The organism is Roseateles paludis (assembly GCF_039872745.1).
GTDB classification, from domain to species: Bacteria; Pseudomonadota; Gammaproteobacteria; order Burkholderiales; family Burkholderiaceae_C; genus Pelomonas; species Pelomonas paludis.
Map to the genome: position 1 here is coordinate 933,400 of NZ_JBDPZD010000002.1, position 13,177 is coordinate 946,576.

Below are 13,177 nucleotides of genomic sequence, written 5' to 3' on the forward strand. Positions count from 1 at the left end.
GCTGACTGCGGCGGCGCGTGGGGCGAATCTCCCTAGAACCGCCTCAGGGCATTCAGGGAGTGCACACGCCGGCCAACATACGCAGGGCGGCGGCCGTGGGGCTTGCTGCGCAGCCAGCGCTGCATCCAGACCGTCTGCAATCCCAGCGCGCGAGCGGCCTTCTGGTGCTGGAGCTGGTCCTCGACGAGCACGCAGTCCGTTGGCCGCAGGCGCAGCCGGGCCAGCACGACGCGGAACATGCGCGCGTCGGGCTTGGGGCGGGCGTGGCCGGCAAAGCTCATGTCCTCGATGCAGAGCACGCGCTCGAAGCAGCGCGCCAAGCCCAGCGCCTCCAGCACACGCTCGGCATAGGCGCGCGGCGCATTGGTCAGCAGCAGCTTGCGGCCCGACAGACGCGCGAGGGCCGCGCGGTCGTGCGCGTGAGCGCGGAGTTGCGCCTCCAGGCCGGGCAGGCGGTGGGTCTCGGCCAGAAAGTGGGCCATGTCCACGCCATGGTGGCGAATCAGGCCGGTGAGCGTGGCGCCATAGCGGCGCCAGTAGCGATAGCGCAGCGCGGCGGCGGCGTCTTCGTCCAGGCCCAGCTCGGTCTGGATGTAGGCGTTCATCGCGCCCTTGAGCGCCGGAAACACCCAGCCCGAGGCGTCGTGCAGGGTGTCGTCGAGGTCGAAGAGCCAGACGCGGCGCCGGGCCCCGCCAGTCATCTGGAGCGAATCATCGTGCCGTAGGCCTGATCGGTCAGGATCTCCAGCAGCATCGAGTGCGGCACGCGGCCGTCGATGATGTGCACGGCCTTGACGCCAGCGCGGGCGGCGTCGAGCGCCGAGGCGATCTTGGGGAGCATGCCGCCGTGCAGCGTGCCGTCGGCAAACATGGCATCGATCTCCTTGGCGGAGAGGTCGGTGATGAGCTTGCCTTCCTTGTCCAGCACGCCGGGCGTGTTGGTCAGCAGCACCAGCTTCTCGGCCTGCAGCACCTCGGCCAGCTTGCCGGCCACCACATCGGCATTGATGTTGTAGCTCTCGTTGTCGGCGCCAAAGCCGATGGGGCTGACCACGGGGATGAACTGGTCGTCCTGCAGGGCCTGGACGACGCTGGGGTCGATGGACTCGATGTCGCCCACCTGACCGACGTCGTACTCCTTGCTCGGGTCCTTCATGTCGACCATCTTGAGCTTCTTGGCGCGGATCATGCCGCCGTCACGCCCGGTCAGGCCCACGGCCTTGCCGCCGGCCACATTGATGAGGCCGACGATGTCCTGCTGCACCTGGCCGGCCAGCACCCATTCGACAACCTCCATGGTCTCGGCGTCGGTGACGCGCATGCCCTGGATGAACTCGCCCTTCTTGCCCAGGCGGCTCAAAGCGCCCTCGATCTGCGGGCCGCCGCCGTGCACCACCACCGGGTTCAAGCCGACGAGCTTGAGCAGCACAACGTCCTCGGCAAAGTCCTGCTGAAGGGCCGGGTCGGTCATGGCATTGCCGCCGTACTTGATGACGATGGTCTTGCCGTGGAACTTGCGGATGTAGGGCAGCGCCTGCGAAAGGATCTCGGCCTTCTCGCGCGGGGCGATGTGGGAAACGTCGGTGGTGTGGGTGCCGGTCATGGGGGATGCCTGTAAAACTCGAGGCGGATTCTAGAAAGGGCCTGCGGCGGCAGGCGAACGCTAAAGCTTGGACTCGACGCCGTAACGGCAACGCCCAGCCTGGCAATGCTCTCGCAAGCTGAACTGCTGCTTGCCGCAGCTGAGCACCAGCATCTCCAGCCGTTGGCCGCTGAAGACAGAACTGAAGCTGCTGCGCGCCAGGCTGCACTCGCCGGCGACGCCGGCAGGCAGCCCGGCCGTCTTTGCGGGCCGCTGCGGGCCCGAGCGGACACCGAACAGGTCGCCCGCCACGGCCTGCACTTGCTCGGGCCGGTAGAGGTCCGAGTTGAAGCTCAGGCTCACGGCCTGCTGGGCCCTCAGGAAGTCCAACCGCCCGCCCCAGGGCCTGCACCGCCAGGCATCGGCCTCCCAGGCGCAGGACCAGCTGTGACGCCAGCTGAAGCCGTCGGCCTCCTGGTGCGGCGAACAGGTGACGTGGGCACGCCAGTCACGCCGATCGGTTTCGGGTGCGTCCTCACGCACCGGCCAGTTGGACCACAGCGCGGCATCGTCCAGGCGGGTGCCTTGGGGCTGCGCGCAGGCGAGCTGACTGAGTTGCTGCAGGTCTTGCTCGGTGGCCTGGCGGGGGTAAGTGGGCAATGCGGGCGACAGGGCGGCCGCCGGCAGCGCCAGCGCGAGGAGCGCGAGCGCGCCGCAGAAGTGTCGTGTCCTGGAAGGCCCGTGCATCAGCGCGGAGGGTTCGCAGGCCCGGCCGGTGGGGGCGGCTGGGGGCCCCGCTCCACCCGCTCCAGCGTGTCATCGAGGCAAGCCCAAGCGGGCGCGCTGACGGCCCAGATGTTGGCCGTGGGCTGGATGGAGGACGGGTCGTCCAGATTGCCAGCGCGCAGCACGCGGAACTGCGGGCGCGCCGAGGAGCGGGCCATCACATGCGTGCCGCACTGCGGGCAGAACATGCGCGTCACGGTGTTGCCGCTGTCGGCCGTCTTGGCGTGCTCGGCCAGCGTGCCGCTCACGCTCAGTGCGTCGGCCGGCACCATCAGGTTGACCGTGCCATTGGCCGCCAGGTGCTGGCAGTCGCGGCACCAGCAGATGCGCGTGGCAACAGGCTCGGCCGTCAGCTTGAAGCTCACGCTGCCGCACAGGCAGCGGCCGGTTCGTTCGGTCATCTCGGTCTCCTGCGATCGTGAGAGCGACTCACCATAGCACCCGCCAGAGCGCGGCAGCTGTCAAAAGCCTGCGGCGCTTGCTCTCGCAGGCCGTGGCGCCGTCAGCCCGGCACGCGCTCACCCGGTGCGATGGTGGGCGGCGCGGCGTTGAGGGTGGCGATGTCGAGGCCTGCCGCCGACTTGTAGCGGGCCATGAAGGCCTCTCGCTCGGGCTGCGGCACGACGGCCTCGATGTCGTCAAACACACCGGCGCAGCGCTCGTCCACGAGGTTGAGCAGGCCGAAGGGGCCGGCGCCCCGGTTGCGCAGCACCAGGGCCGAGATGGGCGGGCGCATTTTCTCGTCGTAGGCCTGCAGAGCCTCAGGCGTGGCGCCGTGGCGCAGCATCATGGCGCCCAGCACGCGCGCATCGACGATGGCCTGGCTGGCGCCGTTGGAGCCCGTCGGGTACATGACGTGGGCAGCGTCACCCATCAGGACCGCACGGCCGTCGACCCAGGTCGGGATGGGCTCGCGGTCGATCATCGGGTACTCGAACACCTCGGTGGCGCCGCGCAGCATGGCGGGCACGTCGATCCAGCCGTAGTTCCAGCCGTCGAAGTGGTGCGCGAACTCTTCCATCGCGACACGGCGGTTCCAGTCGCCCTGGCGCCAGCCGCCGGCGTTGTCGACGGTGATCTCGGCGATCCAGTTGATGGTGGCCAGGCCCGTGGCCGGGTCGGGCTGCGAGATGGGATAGAACACCACGCGGTGCCGTGCCGACCCGAGGCCGACGAAGGACGCGCCGGTGCGGATGGGCCGCCCCTGCGTGACGCCGCGCCACATGATGGCGCCGCCCCACTGGATGGGCGGCTGCGTGGGGTGCATCTGCGCGCGGATGGCCGAGTGCAGGCCGTCAGCGCCGATCAGCAGGCGGCCCGCCAGCTCGGAGCGCGTGCCGTCACGCGATTCCAGCTGCGCCACCACACCGCCTTCGACATTGCGGTAGCCCACCACGCGCTGGCCCAACTGCACAGCCTGGGGCCCGAGGCGCTCCAGCACCGTGCGGTAGAGCAGCATCTGCAGCTGGCCCCGGTGCACCGAGTACTGCGGCCACTGGTAGCCGGCCAGGCGGCCGCGCGGCTCGCTGTAGATGTCGTTGCCATTGCGGCCCACCAGCGCCCACTCGCGCGTGGCGATGCCGACGGTGTCCAGAGCCTCAGCGCCGAGGCCCATGTCGTACAGCTCGCGCACGGCATTGGGCTGGACATTGATGCCCACGCCGAGCGGCTTGAGCTCGGGCACGGTCTCGAGTACCTGGCAGGGCACGCCGATCTGGTGCAGGGTCAGGGCGACGGCCATGCCGCCGATGCCGCCACCGGCGACGAGTACGGGAAGTTGGGAATTGTTAGGGAGGCTCACGGCCGGGATTCTCGGGCCCACCCCGCGCAAAAGCGCAGGGGGGAACCCACCCGCCCCCCGGACTGCGGCGCCCGCGCCTTGCCGGTTGCAGAAGCCGGCATTCGTGCGTGCGATAGGGCACGGCGCCCCACCCGGCGCCGTGCAAGGGTCAGCGCGTGGCCGGGTCCCAGTGCTCGGCGATCTTGCCGTTCTCGATGCGGAACATGTCGAACCAGGTGGTGGTGTAGGTCTTGGTCGGGTCCTTGGCGTCCTTGCCTTCACGCACAAAGCTCAGCACCACGATGTCGCCCTCGGCGGTGATGGTCACCAGGGGCGCCGCCACCTTGGGGGCGATGGGGCCGGGCTTCTTGAAGCGCCCGAAGAACTCGACGAAGGCCGCACGGCCGGTGGGCACCATGGGGTTGTGCTGGATATAGGTCTCGGCCATGTACTTGTCGGCCAGCTCCAGGTGGCCAGCCTCGAAGACCTCGCGCCAGAAGTCGTAGACCAGGCGCTTGTTGGCGGCGAGCTTGGCGTCGGGGCTGGCGAGCAGGGCCGCGTGGTCGGGCGCGGGCGTGACGGGCACCTGGGCGGCGGCGGGCAGGCTGAGGCAAAGACCTGCGATGAGGGAGGCGATGGCGAGGGTGTGGCGCATGGCGGCTTGGAGGTTAGACGGAGAGGGAGAGGGAGAGGGCGGGATTGAACCGCGCGCCGGGCTCAGATGTCGTTCGTCACCGGCCGGTGTTCGGTGCCCTGGCCGCGCGTGATGAAGAGCATGCGGCTCGGCGCCGTCACCTCGGCGGTGTGCCAGATGCCCTGCGGCACCAGCACCGCTGCACGCCCCTGCAGCGGCACGCGCTGCACGCCCGCGGGCAGCTCCAGCAGCAAGGTGGCCGCGCCCGAGAGCAGGTAGACGAATTCATCGCCCGCCGGGTGGCGCTCCCAGCTGGGCCAGTCGGTGGCGCATTCGAACTCGGTCACCAGCCAGCCCTCGCCAAAGCGCGCCAGCTCAGCCTCGGGCAGGGACCAGAACGCATCGCCACCCGGCACTGGCTGCGCCTGGCCCGAGGCATGCAGGTGCACATAGCGGCTGCTCGGATCGAAGGCGCCGGAGTCCACCGGTGCCACGCTGGCCGCCACGGCCCCAAAGTCCAGCTCTGCCGCTGTGGCCACGGCGTTCTTGCGGCCCGGGTAGGACAGCCACTGCATCGCGGTGTTCAGGTCGTCCACGACGGAGGCGGCCGTCACCACGCGGCCGGGGCTGAGTTCCATGTCCGAGGTGGTGTGGGCGTCGCTGATCAAGGTCAGGTCAAAGCCGCGCTCCAGCGCACCGTAGGCCGTGGCCCGGATGCACCAGTTGCTCAACGCCCCGGCCAGGAAGAGGCGCGACACGCCGGCCTGCTCCAGCAGCGACAGCAGCGGCGTGCCCTCAAAGGCCGAGTTGAACTGCTTGTCCACGCAGGCCTCGCCCGGCTGCAGCTGCAGCTCGGGCACCCACTGCCAGGCGGCCGAGCCGCGCTGCAGTTCGTCGTCCTCGTGCTGCACCCAGATCACCCTCACCCCGGCTGCGCGTGCGCGCTCCACCGCCAGCGCCACATTCGCCACCACGCGGTCGCGCTCCCAGGCCTGGGCCACGACGCCGGTTTGAACATCGACGACGAGCAGCGCTGCGTGGGGGCCGGGGCGGGTGGGCATGGGGGGCTCCTTGGGAAGACGTGGCGTGCGAAGGTGGGCTACTTGCTCTGCTCGAACATTTCGGGCAGCACACGGCGGGCCATGCCCAGCTCGCGGCGCAGGTCGCGGCAGACCACGGTCACCTCCCAGCCGGCGGTGGCGCTCATCTCCAGCCACAGGCCGTCGGCGATGCTGCCTTGCCAGTTCGAGGTGCGGTACTTGTCCGCAAGCAACGCTTGCGTCTCGGGCGGCAGGCTGGCCCGGTACTCGGCCACAAAGGCATGGGCGCGCTGCACGTTCTGCGCCCGGTCCTCGGCCGTGAGCTTGGGCGCGCTGGCCATGGGCGCGATGGTGCGGATGGCATCGATCTCGTAGATCTCGCCGGTCTTGGTGTCGGTGCGCACCTCATAGCGGTCAAAGCGCTCGTCCGGCTTGGGCGCCTGCACGGCATACCAGACCGAGGCATTGCCACCGCGCAGGCGCTTGGCGTCGGCTGCGGGCTTGGCCCCAAAGCTGAAGCCATAGGCCCCGGTGGCGCTGCAGGCTTCAGCGCCGAAGGGCGCTGCGGCAACGGCGGTGGCAAACAATGCGGCAATGACAGCCATTCGGGGCACGGGGAACTCCTTCGGAGTGGGGTGCGCAGTCTAGGAGGCGGCCGAGCTTTGGGCCGGGGGCGCGCCGGGCAGCGCCGGATGCTCGGCCAAGGGGCCCTGCAGCTTGGCCCAGGACGGGCGCTGCGCCGTGAAGAACGCGTCGGTGGGCTGGAAGCTCTCGGGGTCATCCAGGCTGCCTGCGTAGATGGTCACCATCTCCGGCGCCACCTCGGGCGTGCCGAACAGCAGGCTGCCACAGTCGGCGCAGAAGTTGCGCACGGCGGGCAGGCCGCTGCCGCCTGTTGAACGCGTCTGCCGCACCGGCCCCTGCACCTCAAAGGCATCGCGGCGCACACCGAGCACCGGCACGCCGCCCGTGCCCGAGGCACGCTGGCAATCGCGGCAATGGCACACCCCGGCAAACAAGGCCGGGCCCTGGGCCCGGTAGCGCACCGCCCGGCACAAACATCCCCCTTCGTACACCATCGCTCACCTCCGCGCTGTCAGATCATGGCTGCTTGACGATCCATTGCCCGCCGGATCGACGGGCAGTATGCCCAGGCTAATGCGCCTGTCAGGCCGCCTGCCGTGGCTGGCTCAGCCCTCTTGCCAGCGATGCCGAAAACTGTATATTTATACAGCCATCTACCACCCCATCCACCCGCTTCGGAGACCCCGCCCATGCTCGACCACATGACCTTCCGCGTTGCCGACATCCAGCGCGCCAAAGCCTTCTACAGCGCCGCGCTGGCGCCCCTGGGCTATGCGCTGTGCTTTGAGGGCAACTACGGCGCCAACATCCTGGGCTTTGACTACGCCGACCCTGCCGAGCCCAGCGGGCGCAAGGCCGATGTCTGGTTCATCGACGGCCCCTCGCCCCACGGCGGCCCGGCCACCACCAGCGGCTGCCACCTGGCCTGGAAGGCCGCGAGCCGCGCCGAGGTCGATGCCTTTTACCGCGCCGCCCTTGCCGCCGGCGGCAAGGACAACGGCGCCCCGGGCCTGCGCCCCGACTACCACCCCCACTACTACGGCGCCTTCGTCATCGACCCCGAGGGCAACAACATCGAGGCGGTGTGCCACCGGCCTGAATAGGTGCGGCGAGAAGGCCGCATGCCTCCCAGCAGGCGGCCTCTCAATCCAGGAAAGTCCAGCTGTCCGCGCCATCAAAGTGGCGCACCCGCACCGCTGCCACCAGGGCGGGGTCGAAGTTGCGCAGGTTCACCCCATGCCGCGCACCGGCCACCGGCGGCAGAGGCTCCCAGTGCGTGATGCAGCCGCAGCTGCGGCAGCGCAGGGTCTGCAGCGTGCGGTCACCCTGGACGTAGGCCTCGGTGTGCTCCGGGTGCCCGGTGATGCGCACCGTGCCGAACTCGTAGTAAGCCCACAGCCCGTTCAAGCGCCGGCACAGCGAGCAGTTGCAGTTGGTGGCCGTCTCCGGGGCCGAGGGCAGCTCGAGGCGGACGGCGCCGCAGTGGCAAGAACCAATGAGTTGCATCAGGAATCAGCCTTTCTTGTCAGCAGCCACGCTCAGCCCTGGAGGCCCGGCACAGTCTCACAGCCACCAGCCCCGCACCAGCAGCCAGCCCCACATGCCCAACACCGCCAGGTAGTTGACGGTGAACACGAGGCCGCGCAGGCGGACGTTGGCGGTGAAGACCTGCACGCCGCTGTGCGCCACCCGCCCAGCGATGAAGACCCAGGCCAGCGCGATCTGGGCAGCATCCACTGCCTGGAGGTGTACGAGCAGCAGGCAGACCACATGGAAGAAGAGCGGCCACTCGAATTGGTTGGACAGGTTCGCGCTGATGCGCCGCTCGATCTGCGCCCAAGGGTTGGTGCCATCCGCCGCACGCCCCACGCCCCAGACCGCCGGAGCACGGGCCGCCGTTAGCAGGGCATACAGCAAAGCCGCAAGCGCCACGTGCGCGGCCATTGGCGCGATCAGCGCAGTCATCGAAAAGTCCTTTTGGTGCTCAATCGCCACCTCCGCAACCACCGCCGCCGCAGCCATCCCCGCCGCCACCGCCGTCACTGCCAGCATCACTGCCGCCTGCATCAGCGCTGCCGCCGTCCGAGAGCCCATCCGCAAAACCAGCAGTGCCTCCGTCGTAAGACGAGCTCGAAAAATCGCCGCCGCAGTAGGTGGCCGCTCCGTCCTTCCCATCCTGCTCACGCCGCACGCCCGAGCAGTCGGGCACGTAGCGGAAGCCCCCTGGGATGTTCAGCTTGGTGTCCAGCGCAAACAGCAGCGGCAGCCGCGTCGGAGCGCGCGGGTTGATGTTCTCTTCCTTGCAGGCAAACCACCAGCAGCGGCGCAGGCCGGCATTGCGCTGGCGCTCACTGCCCAGCACCACGGCTGGCGAGTGGTGCAGGAAGCGCCCGAAGGCCGAGCGGCAATAGGCGTCGTAGTTCTTGGTGTAAAGGATGAACTCATGCCAGAGGTCGTCCACCACCTGGCTGGGCATGGAGACGAACTGGCGCCCGCTCTTCAGGTGCGCCAGAAAGAACTGCCGCAGCCCATGCGCGACGAGCTGACAGTCCTTGGTGCTCAGCTGCGGGTGCTTGGCGCGGAGCTTCTCAAACAGGCCGCGCGGCAACTCAGCCTCCCGGATGAAAGCGGCGCGGCGCAGGCGGGTGTACTTCGACCAGAAGAGGGCGAAGCAGGCCAGCAGGATGAAGGCAAGGATGGCGAAGAAGGCGGGCATGGTGAGGCGGGTGTCAGTGGGCAGTTTGGGCAGCGCCGCCGCGCAGATGCTGCGCCAGGAATTCGAGCACACGCTGCCGATAGGGTTCGGGCGCGTGGTCATGCAGATCCACATGCGCCGCGCCTTCAACCCTCCACAACACCTTGGGCTCCTTGGCCGCGTCGAAGAGGCGCTGGGTCTCGGGCCACAGCGTGTGTTGGTCATCAGCCCCCGAAGCAATCAGCACGGGGGCGCCCAAGCTGGGCAGGCGATCAATGGGCCGCAGCGCCTCGGCACTCAGGCCCACGCGCAGGGGCAACTGCCACAGCAGCAACGGCGCCAGCCCAGCGCCCACACGGCCCAAGCGCATGGCGAGCCGGTCCTGCACGGCCTCATCAATCGTCGGGTACATCGATTCCAGGATGACTGCCTGCAGCGCAGGGTCCAGGCCCGCCAGCACCGTCGAGGCGGCACCCAATGACACGCCGATCACTGCGATCTGCACCCCCGGCAGGGTCTGCCGCAAGAAGCGGACGGCCGCCTCGACACCCGCCGCCTCACGCGCGCCAAAGGTGATGCGCTCTCCAGAGCTCTCCCCGTGGGCCGGCAGGTCGATCTGCAAGGTCGCATCCCCCGCCTGCTGCAGGAACAACGCACGCTCCGTCATCTGCCGGCGGTCGCCTCGCACGCCATGCAGCAGCAACACCGCTCCCTGCGATTCACCACGCGCAAACCAGCCGACGACGTGCTGCCCGGGCACCGTGGACAAGCTCACCGTCTGCGCGCCAAGTTCCTGCGGCGGCGGGCCCACCTCGCGTGCAGCCGGACGGCTCAACAAGTCGCCTGCCACCCACAGCGTCACCAGCAGCCCGCAAAGCAGGCCACCAAGGCTCAGACCCCAGATGCGCGCACTCATACGCGCGCTCGACGCGCAGCCAGATAGGCCTCAACCTGCGGCAGATAGGCCTGGCGCCGCGCGAGGCTGGCGGCAGACCACACCTGCTCGCGCTCGTAGTACTCAGCAAAGACCTTGGCGCCGGGCGGCAACACCAACCACGGCTGCTTGGAGGCCGTGAAGATGTGGACATCCGGCGGGCACCGATCCGGCTGGTCAAGCGTGCCCACGCGCACAAAGGCCACCACAGGCCCTGCGCCGGCGTAGTGGCTCCAGACCGCCACCTTGCAATGCGGGCACCGTGCAATGCGCTGGCCCTCGCCGCTCTCTGAGGGTGTATCGATCAACTCCGGCGCCTCGCCCAGCAGCACCAAGCGCTCCGCCTCAATCATGGCGTTCAGCGCAAACGACGCACCCGATTCGCGCTGGCACCAGCGGCAATGGCAGCAGTGAACCACCAGCGGCGCTGCAGTCATGCGGAAGCGGACACGGCGGCAGTCACAGCCGCCGTCATAGACGGCATCGGTCATGGCTGTATCAGCTTGGCTGGGTTTGCGGGGTCCAAGGTCGGCAAGGCCTTCTGCATGAACACGCTCATGGGGTGGTCGGGGTAGTCACCAAACGGGCCGCAGCGCGCAAAGCCCTGGGCGGCATAAAAGGCCAGCGCCTCGGGCTGGAAGGGGCCGGTCTCCAGCTTCAGGGCTGGGCAGCCGCAGGCCCGGGCTTCGGCCTCCAGCAGGTGCAAGAGCTGCCCCGCCACACCGGTGCCGCGCGCCTCGGGGCGGACATACATGCGCTTCAGCTCACCCCAGCCTGCACTCAGCACCACGGCGCCACAGCCCAGCGCCTGGCCGCTTCCATCGCGGGCCACCGCAAAGCGCACCTCGGGCCGCGAGAGCGCGCTCACGTCGAGCACATAGCGCGCCTCGGCCGGGTAGAGCGTGTCCTGGTAGGCATCCAGGGCCTCGATCAAGGCCTCCACGTCGGGCTGCTGAGGCGACTCCAGGCCGACGCGCATCTCAAACGGCCTGCCGCTGCTGGCCCAGCAGCTTGACGGCCAGGGCGCCCAATACCAGCCCCATCACGTAGCGCTGCACGGCCATCCACAGCGGGTGCTGTGCCAGCCAGGCCGCGATGCGCGCGGCGGTCAGGGTGACCAGCAGATTCACACTCGCGCCGATGCTCACCTGCGTGGCGCCGAGCAGCAGGCTTTGCGTCAGCACCGAGCCTTGTGCCGGGTCCACAAACTGCGGCAGCACCGACAGATAAAACACCGCCACCTTGGGGTTGAGGATGCTCGTCAGCAGGCCCATGGTGAACAGCTTGCGGCGCGACACAGGCGGCAGGTCACGCGCCTCGAAGGGCGAGCGCGCACCCGGCCGCACGGCCTGCCAGGCCAGCCACAGCAGGTAGAGCGCGCCGGCCAGCTTCAGGGCCTCGTAGCCCAGCGGCACCGCCAGAAAAAGCGCCGTCACGCCGACGGCGGCACACACCATGTGCACCGAAAAACCCAGCACCACGCCCAGCCACGACATGACGCCCGCCGCACGCCCCTGGCACAGCGAGCGCGAGATCAGGTAGACCATGTTCGGCCCCGGCGTCAGGGCCATCAGCAAAGCCGCGCCAGCAAAGAGCAACAGCGTGGTGAGCGAAATCATCAATCGCCTTGTACGTCATGCAACCGGGGTTCGGCCTGGACCGAATGCTAGTTCGGCCCGCGTGTTTGCATGGAAGCGTGGCGGGCTTGGCAACCAGGCCTAAGGCACCGTTGCCAGCTTGAGCCCCACGATGCCCGCCACGATCAGCGCGAGGCTGCACAGTCGCCCCAGGTTGGCAGCCTCGCCAAACAGCACCATGCCCAAGATGGCCGTGCCCACCGCCCCGACGCCCACCCACACGGCATAGGCCGTGCCTACCGGCGGCGACTTCATCGCCACGCCCAGCAGCAGCACGCTGCCCACCATGGCCGTCAGGGTCAGCGCGCTCGGCCACAGGCGGGTGAAGCCCTCGGTGTATTTCAGACCGATGGCCCACCCCACCTCCAGCAACCCCGCCACCAACAACAGCACCCACGCCATGATTTCGCCCTCCAGGATTCGGTGCCGGGATTCTGTTCAAGGGCCCGGGTATGCGAGGCTGTTGCCGCCCAACCACCCAAACGCTTTGGTGGCTTGCGAGGGCGCTGGCAGCAATTGAGGGAAGCGCTGAGCCCGTCCCTCACGACTCCGGATCGAACATGATCTCGCGCACCTCCTGCGCACAGCGGCAGCCGCGCGCGAACTTGGCGGCCCAGGCCAGGGCCTCGTCGCGGGAGGCGACTTCGAGTAGGCAGAAGCCGCCAAGCACGGCCTTGGTCTCGGGGAAGGGGCCGGCCGTGACGCTGCCGTCCGTGGCCACCACGGCGGCCTGCTGGCGCTGCAGGCCCGCGCCAAAGATCCACACCCCGGCGGCCTTGGCCTCGCGCACCACGGCGTGCGTCTCGTCACTCACGGCGGGCAAGTCTGCAGCCGCGATGTGGTCCATGGACCCGTCGTCAAACGAAATCAGGTAGCGCGGCATCTGGTGGTCCTCCTTGGGTTGCGCTTCGCTTCAACCGCCCGGCAGCTCTTCCACCAGCAGCGCCAGCAGGCGCAGGGAGTCCTGCCAGCCCAGCATGCAGGCCTCGGGCGGGATCACGCCGGGGATGCCCTCCTGGGTGACATGCAGTTCGGTGCCGCAGCTCACGGCGCTGAGGCGCACGGTGGTGATCATCTGGCCGGGCGGGCCGGGGTCATCAAAGACGTCGGTGTAGCGCAGCAGCTCGCCGGGTTGGAGGTCGAGGTAAGTGCCACCAAAGCTGTGGCCCTGGCCGGACGAGAACTGCGTGAAGCTCATCTTGAACACGCCGCCCACGCGGGCGTCGAGCTCGTGCACGGTGCAGGTGTAGCCATTGGGCGGCAGCCATTTGCACAAAGCAGCCGGGTCGAGAAAGGCACGGTAGACGCGCTCGGGCGGGCTGCGCAGCACGCGGTGCAGGCTGACGGTGTGGGTGGATGTGCTCATGGCATGGGCCTCGCGGGGTGAGGGAAAGAGGATAGAGGCAGCGCCTCCATGCACGCACGACGAAGCGCGGCTGTGGCATTCGACACGGATGGCCGGGAGGGCGTGGGCCAGCCCTGGGTGGGGGGCTTGCAATACTGT

General features: G+C 68.9%; 20 protein-coding genes. 1 reads left to right on the forward strand and 19 read right to left on the reverse strand.

Annotated features, from left to right (window positions below; genetic code table 11):
* Positions 1–32: 32 nt before the first annotated feature.
* The 9 genes from ABDJ85_RS10200 to ABDJ85_RS10240 form a co-directional block, all read right to left on the reverse strand.
* The gene (locus tag ABDJ85_RS10200) at positions 33–701 is read right to left on the reverse strand and encodes a pyrimidine 5'-nucleotidase (RefSeq protein ID WP_347704647.1); all 669 of its coding nucleotides are present in this window, start codon (positions 699–701) and stop codon (positions 33–35) included.
* On the reverse strand, positions 698–1,603 hold the full coding sequence (argB, locus tag ABDJ85_RS10205) for an acetylglutamate kinase (RefSeq protein ID WP_347704648.1): 906 nt from the start codon (positions 1,601–1,603) through the stop codon (positions 698–700). The genes ABDJ85_RS10200 and argB overlap by 4 nt, the downstream gene beginning before the upstream one ends.
* 60 nt (positions 1,604–1,663) lie before the next feature.
* The gene (locus ABDJ85_RS10210; RefSeq protein ID WP_347704649.1) at positions 1,664–2,329 is read right to left on the reverse strand and encodes a hypothetical protein; all 666 of its coding nucleotides are present in this window, start codon (positions 2,327–2,329) and stop codon (positions 1,664–1,666) included.
* Positions 2,329–2,769 carry a GFA family protein gene (locus ABDJ85_RS10215; protein ID WP_347704650.1) on the reverse strand — a complete coding sequence of 147 codons (441 nt, stop codon included), beginning with the start codon at positions 2,767–2,769 and terminating at the stop codon, positions 2,329–2,331. Before ABDJ85_RS10215 ends, ABDJ85_RS10210 begins: the two co-directional genes overlap by 1 nt.
* A 101-nt stretch (positions 2,770–2,870) precedes the next feature.
* The gene (locus tag ABDJ85_RS10220) at positions 2,871–4,169 is read right to left on the reverse strand and encodes a flavin-dependent oxidoreductase (protein WP_347704651.1); all 1,299 of its coding nucleotides are present in this window, start codon (positions 4,167–4,169) and stop codon (positions 2,871–2,873) included.
* A gap of 148 nt (positions 4,170–4,317) precedes the next feature.
* A complete protein-coding gene (locus ABDJ85_RS10225) occupies positions 4,318–4,803 on the reverse strand; it encodes a nuclear transport factor 2 family protein (protein WP_347704652.1) in 486 nt (161 codons plus the stop codon).
* A 62-nt stretch (positions 4,804–4,865) separates the two neighbouring features.
* Entirely contained in the window at positions 4,866–5,843 is a 978-nt protein-coding gene (locus tag ABDJ85_RS10230) for an isochorismatase family protein (RefSeq protein WP_347704653.1), read from the reverse strand.
* Between the two features lie 38 nt (positions 5,844–5,881).
* Complete coding sequence (locus ABDJ85_RS10235) at positions 5,882–6,436, reverse strand: hypothetical protein (protein WP_347704654.1); 555 nt, start codon at positions 6,434–6,436, stop codon at positions 5,882–5,884.
* Positions 6,437–6,466: 30 nt separating this feature from the next.
* Positions 6,467–6,901, reverse strand: coding sequence for a GFA family protein (locus ABDJ85_RS10240; protein WP_347704655.1), 435 nt, complete (start codon positions 6,899–6,901; stop codon positions 6,467–6,469).
* A 195-nt stretch (positions 6,902–7,096) separates the two neighbouring features.
* Here ABDJ85_RS10240 and ABDJ85_RS10245 point away from each other — a divergent pair, with 195 nt between their 5' ends.
* A complete protein-coding gene (locus tag ABDJ85_RS10245) occupies positions 7,097–7,510 on the forward strand; it encodes a VOC family protein (protein ID WP_347704656.1) in 414 nt (137 codons plus the stop codon).
* A gap of 40 nt (positions 7,511–7,550) precedes the next feature.
* Here the strand turns inward: ABDJ85_RS10245 and ABDJ85_RS10250 are convergent, their stop codons facing one another.
* From ABDJ85_RS10250 to ABDJ85_RS10295, 10 genes are all read right to left on the reverse strand, one after another.
* The gene (locus ABDJ85_RS10250) at positions 7,551–7,913 is read right to left on the reverse strand and encodes a GFA family protein (RefSeq protein WP_347704657.1); all 363 of its coding nucleotides are present in this window, start codon (positions 7,911–7,913) and stop codon (positions 7,551–7,553) included.
* Positions 7,914–7,970: 57 nt separating this feature from the next.
* Complete coding sequence (locus ABDJ85_RS10255; RefSeq protein ID WP_347704658.1) at positions 7,971–8,372, reverse strand: MAPEG family protein; 402 nt, start codon at positions 8,370–8,372, stop codon at positions 7,971–7,973.
* Between the two features lie 19 nt (positions 8,373–8,391).
* Positions 8,392–9,123, reverse strand: coding sequence for a glycine-rich domain-containing protein (locus ABDJ85_RS10260; RefSeq protein ID WP_347704659.1), 732 nt, complete (start codon positions 9,121–9,123; stop codon positions 8,392–8,394).
* Positions 9,124–9,136: 13 nt separating this feature from the next.
* Entirely contained in the window at positions 9,137–10,018 is an 882-nt protein-coding gene (locus tag ABDJ85_RS10265; protein ID WP_347704660.1) for an alpha/beta hydrolase, read from the reverse strand.
* The gene (locus ABDJ85_RS10270) at positions 10,015–10,527 is read right to left on the reverse strand and encodes a GFA family protein (protein WP_347704661.1); all 513 of its coding nucleotides are present in this window, start codon (positions 10,525–10,527) and stop codon (positions 10,015–10,017) included. The genes ABDJ85_RS10265 and ABDJ85_RS10270 overlap by 4 nt, the downstream gene beginning before the upstream one ends.
* The gene (locus tag ABDJ85_RS10275; protein ID WP_347704662.1) at positions 10,524–11,015 is read right to left on the reverse strand and encodes a GNAT family N-acetyltransferase; all 492 of its coding nucleotides are present in this window, start codon (positions 11,013–11,015) and stop codon (positions 10,524–10,526) included. The genes ABDJ85_RS10270 and ABDJ85_RS10275 overlap by 4 nt, the downstream gene beginning before the upstream one ends.
* Position 11,016: 1 nt before the next feature.
* Positions 11,017–11,655: a LysE family translocator gene (locus ABDJ85_RS10280; RefSeq protein ID WP_347704663.1), complete on the reverse strand. Its 639-nt coding sequence runs from the start codon at positions 11,653–11,655 to the stop codon at positions 11,017–11,019.
* 99 nt (positions 11,656–11,754) lie between these two features.
* Positions 11,755–12,075 (reverse strand): quaternary ammonium compound efflux SMR transporter SugE, encoded by a 321-nt coding sequence (gene sugE / locus ABDJ85_RS10285; protein WP_347704664.1) that lies wholly within the window; start codon positions 12,073–12,075, stop codon positions 11,755–11,757.
* A gap of 139 nt (positions 12,076–12,214) precedes the next feature.
* Positions 12,215–12,556, reverse strand: coding sequence for a YciI family protein (locus tag ABDJ85_RS10290; protein ID WP_347704665.1), 342 nt, complete (start codon positions 12,554–12,556; stop codon positions 12,215–12,217).
* 30 nt (positions 12,557–12,586) lie between these two features.
* Positions 12,587–13,039: an SRPBCC family protein gene (locus ABDJ85_RS10295; RefSeq protein WP_347704666.1), complete on the reverse strand. Its 453-nt coding sequence runs from the start codon at positions 13,037–13,039 to the stop codon at positions 12,587–12,589.
* Between the last annotated feature and the right edge of the window lie 138 nt (positions 13,040–13,177).

Bases quoted from the DNA above. Each gene is read 5' to 3' on its own strand.
- ABDJ85_RS10200 (WP_347704647.1), bottom strand. From the start codon at position 701: ATGACTGGCGGGGCCCGGCGCCGCGTCTGGCTCTTCGACCTCGACGAC.
- argB (WP_347704648.1), bottom strand. From the start codon at position 1,603: ATGACCGGCACCCACACCACCGACGTTTCCCACATCGCCCCGCGCGAG.
- ABDJ85_RS10210 (WP_347704649.1), bottom strand. From the start codon at position 2,329: ATGCACGGGCCTTCCAGGACACGACACTTCTGCGGCGCGCTCGCGCTC.
- ABDJ85_RS10215 (WP_347704650.1), bottom strand. From the start codon at position 2,769: ATGACCGAACGAACCGGCCGCTGCCTGTGCGGCAGCGTGAGCTTCAAG.
- ABDJ85_RS10225 (WP_347704652.1), bottom strand. From the start codon at position 4,803: ATGCGCCACACCCTCGCCATCGCCTCCCTCATCGCAGGTCTTTGCCTC.
- ABDJ85_RS10230 (WP_347704653.1), bottom strand. From the start codon at position 5,843: ATGCCCACCCGCCCCGGCCCCCACGCAGCGCTGCTCGTCGTCGATGTT.
- ABDJ85_RS10240 (WP_347704655.1), bottom strand. From the start codon at position 6,901: ATGGTGTACGAAGGGGGATGTTTGTGCCGGGCGGTGCGCTACCGGGCC.
- ABDJ85_RS10245 (WP_347704656.1), top strand. From the start codon at position 7,097: ATGCTCGACCACATGACCTTCCGCGTTGCCGACATCCAGCGCGCCAAA.
- ABDJ85_RS10250 (WP_347704657.1), bottom strand. From the start codon at position 7,913: ATGCAACTCATTGGTTCTTGCCACTGCGGCGCCGTCCGCCTCGAGCTG.
- ABDJ85_RS10255 (WP_347704658.1), bottom strand. From the start codon at position 8,372: ATGACTGCGCTGATCGCGCCAATGGCCGCGCACGTGGCGCTTGCGGCT.
- ABDJ85_RS10260 (WP_347704659.1), bottom strand. From the start codon at position 9,123: ATGCCCGCCTTCTTCGCCATCCTTGCCTTCATCCTGCTGGCCTGCTTC.
- ABDJ85_RS10265 (WP_347704660.1), bottom strand. From the start codon at position 10,018: ATGAGTGCGCGCATCTGGGGTCTGAGCCTTGGTGGCCTGCTTTGCGGG.
- ABDJ85_RS10270 (WP_347704661.1), bottom strand. From the start codon at position 10,527: ATGACCGATGCCGTCTATGACGGCGGCTGTGACTGCCGCCGTGTCCGC.
- ABDJ85_RS10275 (WP_347704662.1), bottom strand. From the start codon at position 11,015: ATGCGCGTCGGCCTGGAGTCGCCTCAGCAGCCCGACGTGGAGGCCTTG.
- ABDJ85_RS10280 (WP_347704663.1), bottom strand. From the start codon at position 11,655: ATGATTTCGCTCACCACGCTGTTGCTCTTTGCTGGCGCGGCTTTGCTG.
- sugE (WP_347704664.1), bottom strand. From the start codon at position 12,075: ATGGCGTGGGTGCTGTTGTTGGTGGCGGGGTTGCTGGAGGTGGGGTGG.
- ABDJ85_RS10290 (WP_347704665.1), bottom strand. From the start codon at position 12,556: ATGCCGCGCTACCTGATTTCGTTTGACGACGGGTCCATGGACCACATC.
- ABDJ85_RS10295 (WP_347704666.1), bottom strand. From the start codon at position 13,039: ATGAGCACATCCACCCACACCGTCAGCCTGCACCGCGTGCTGCGCAGC.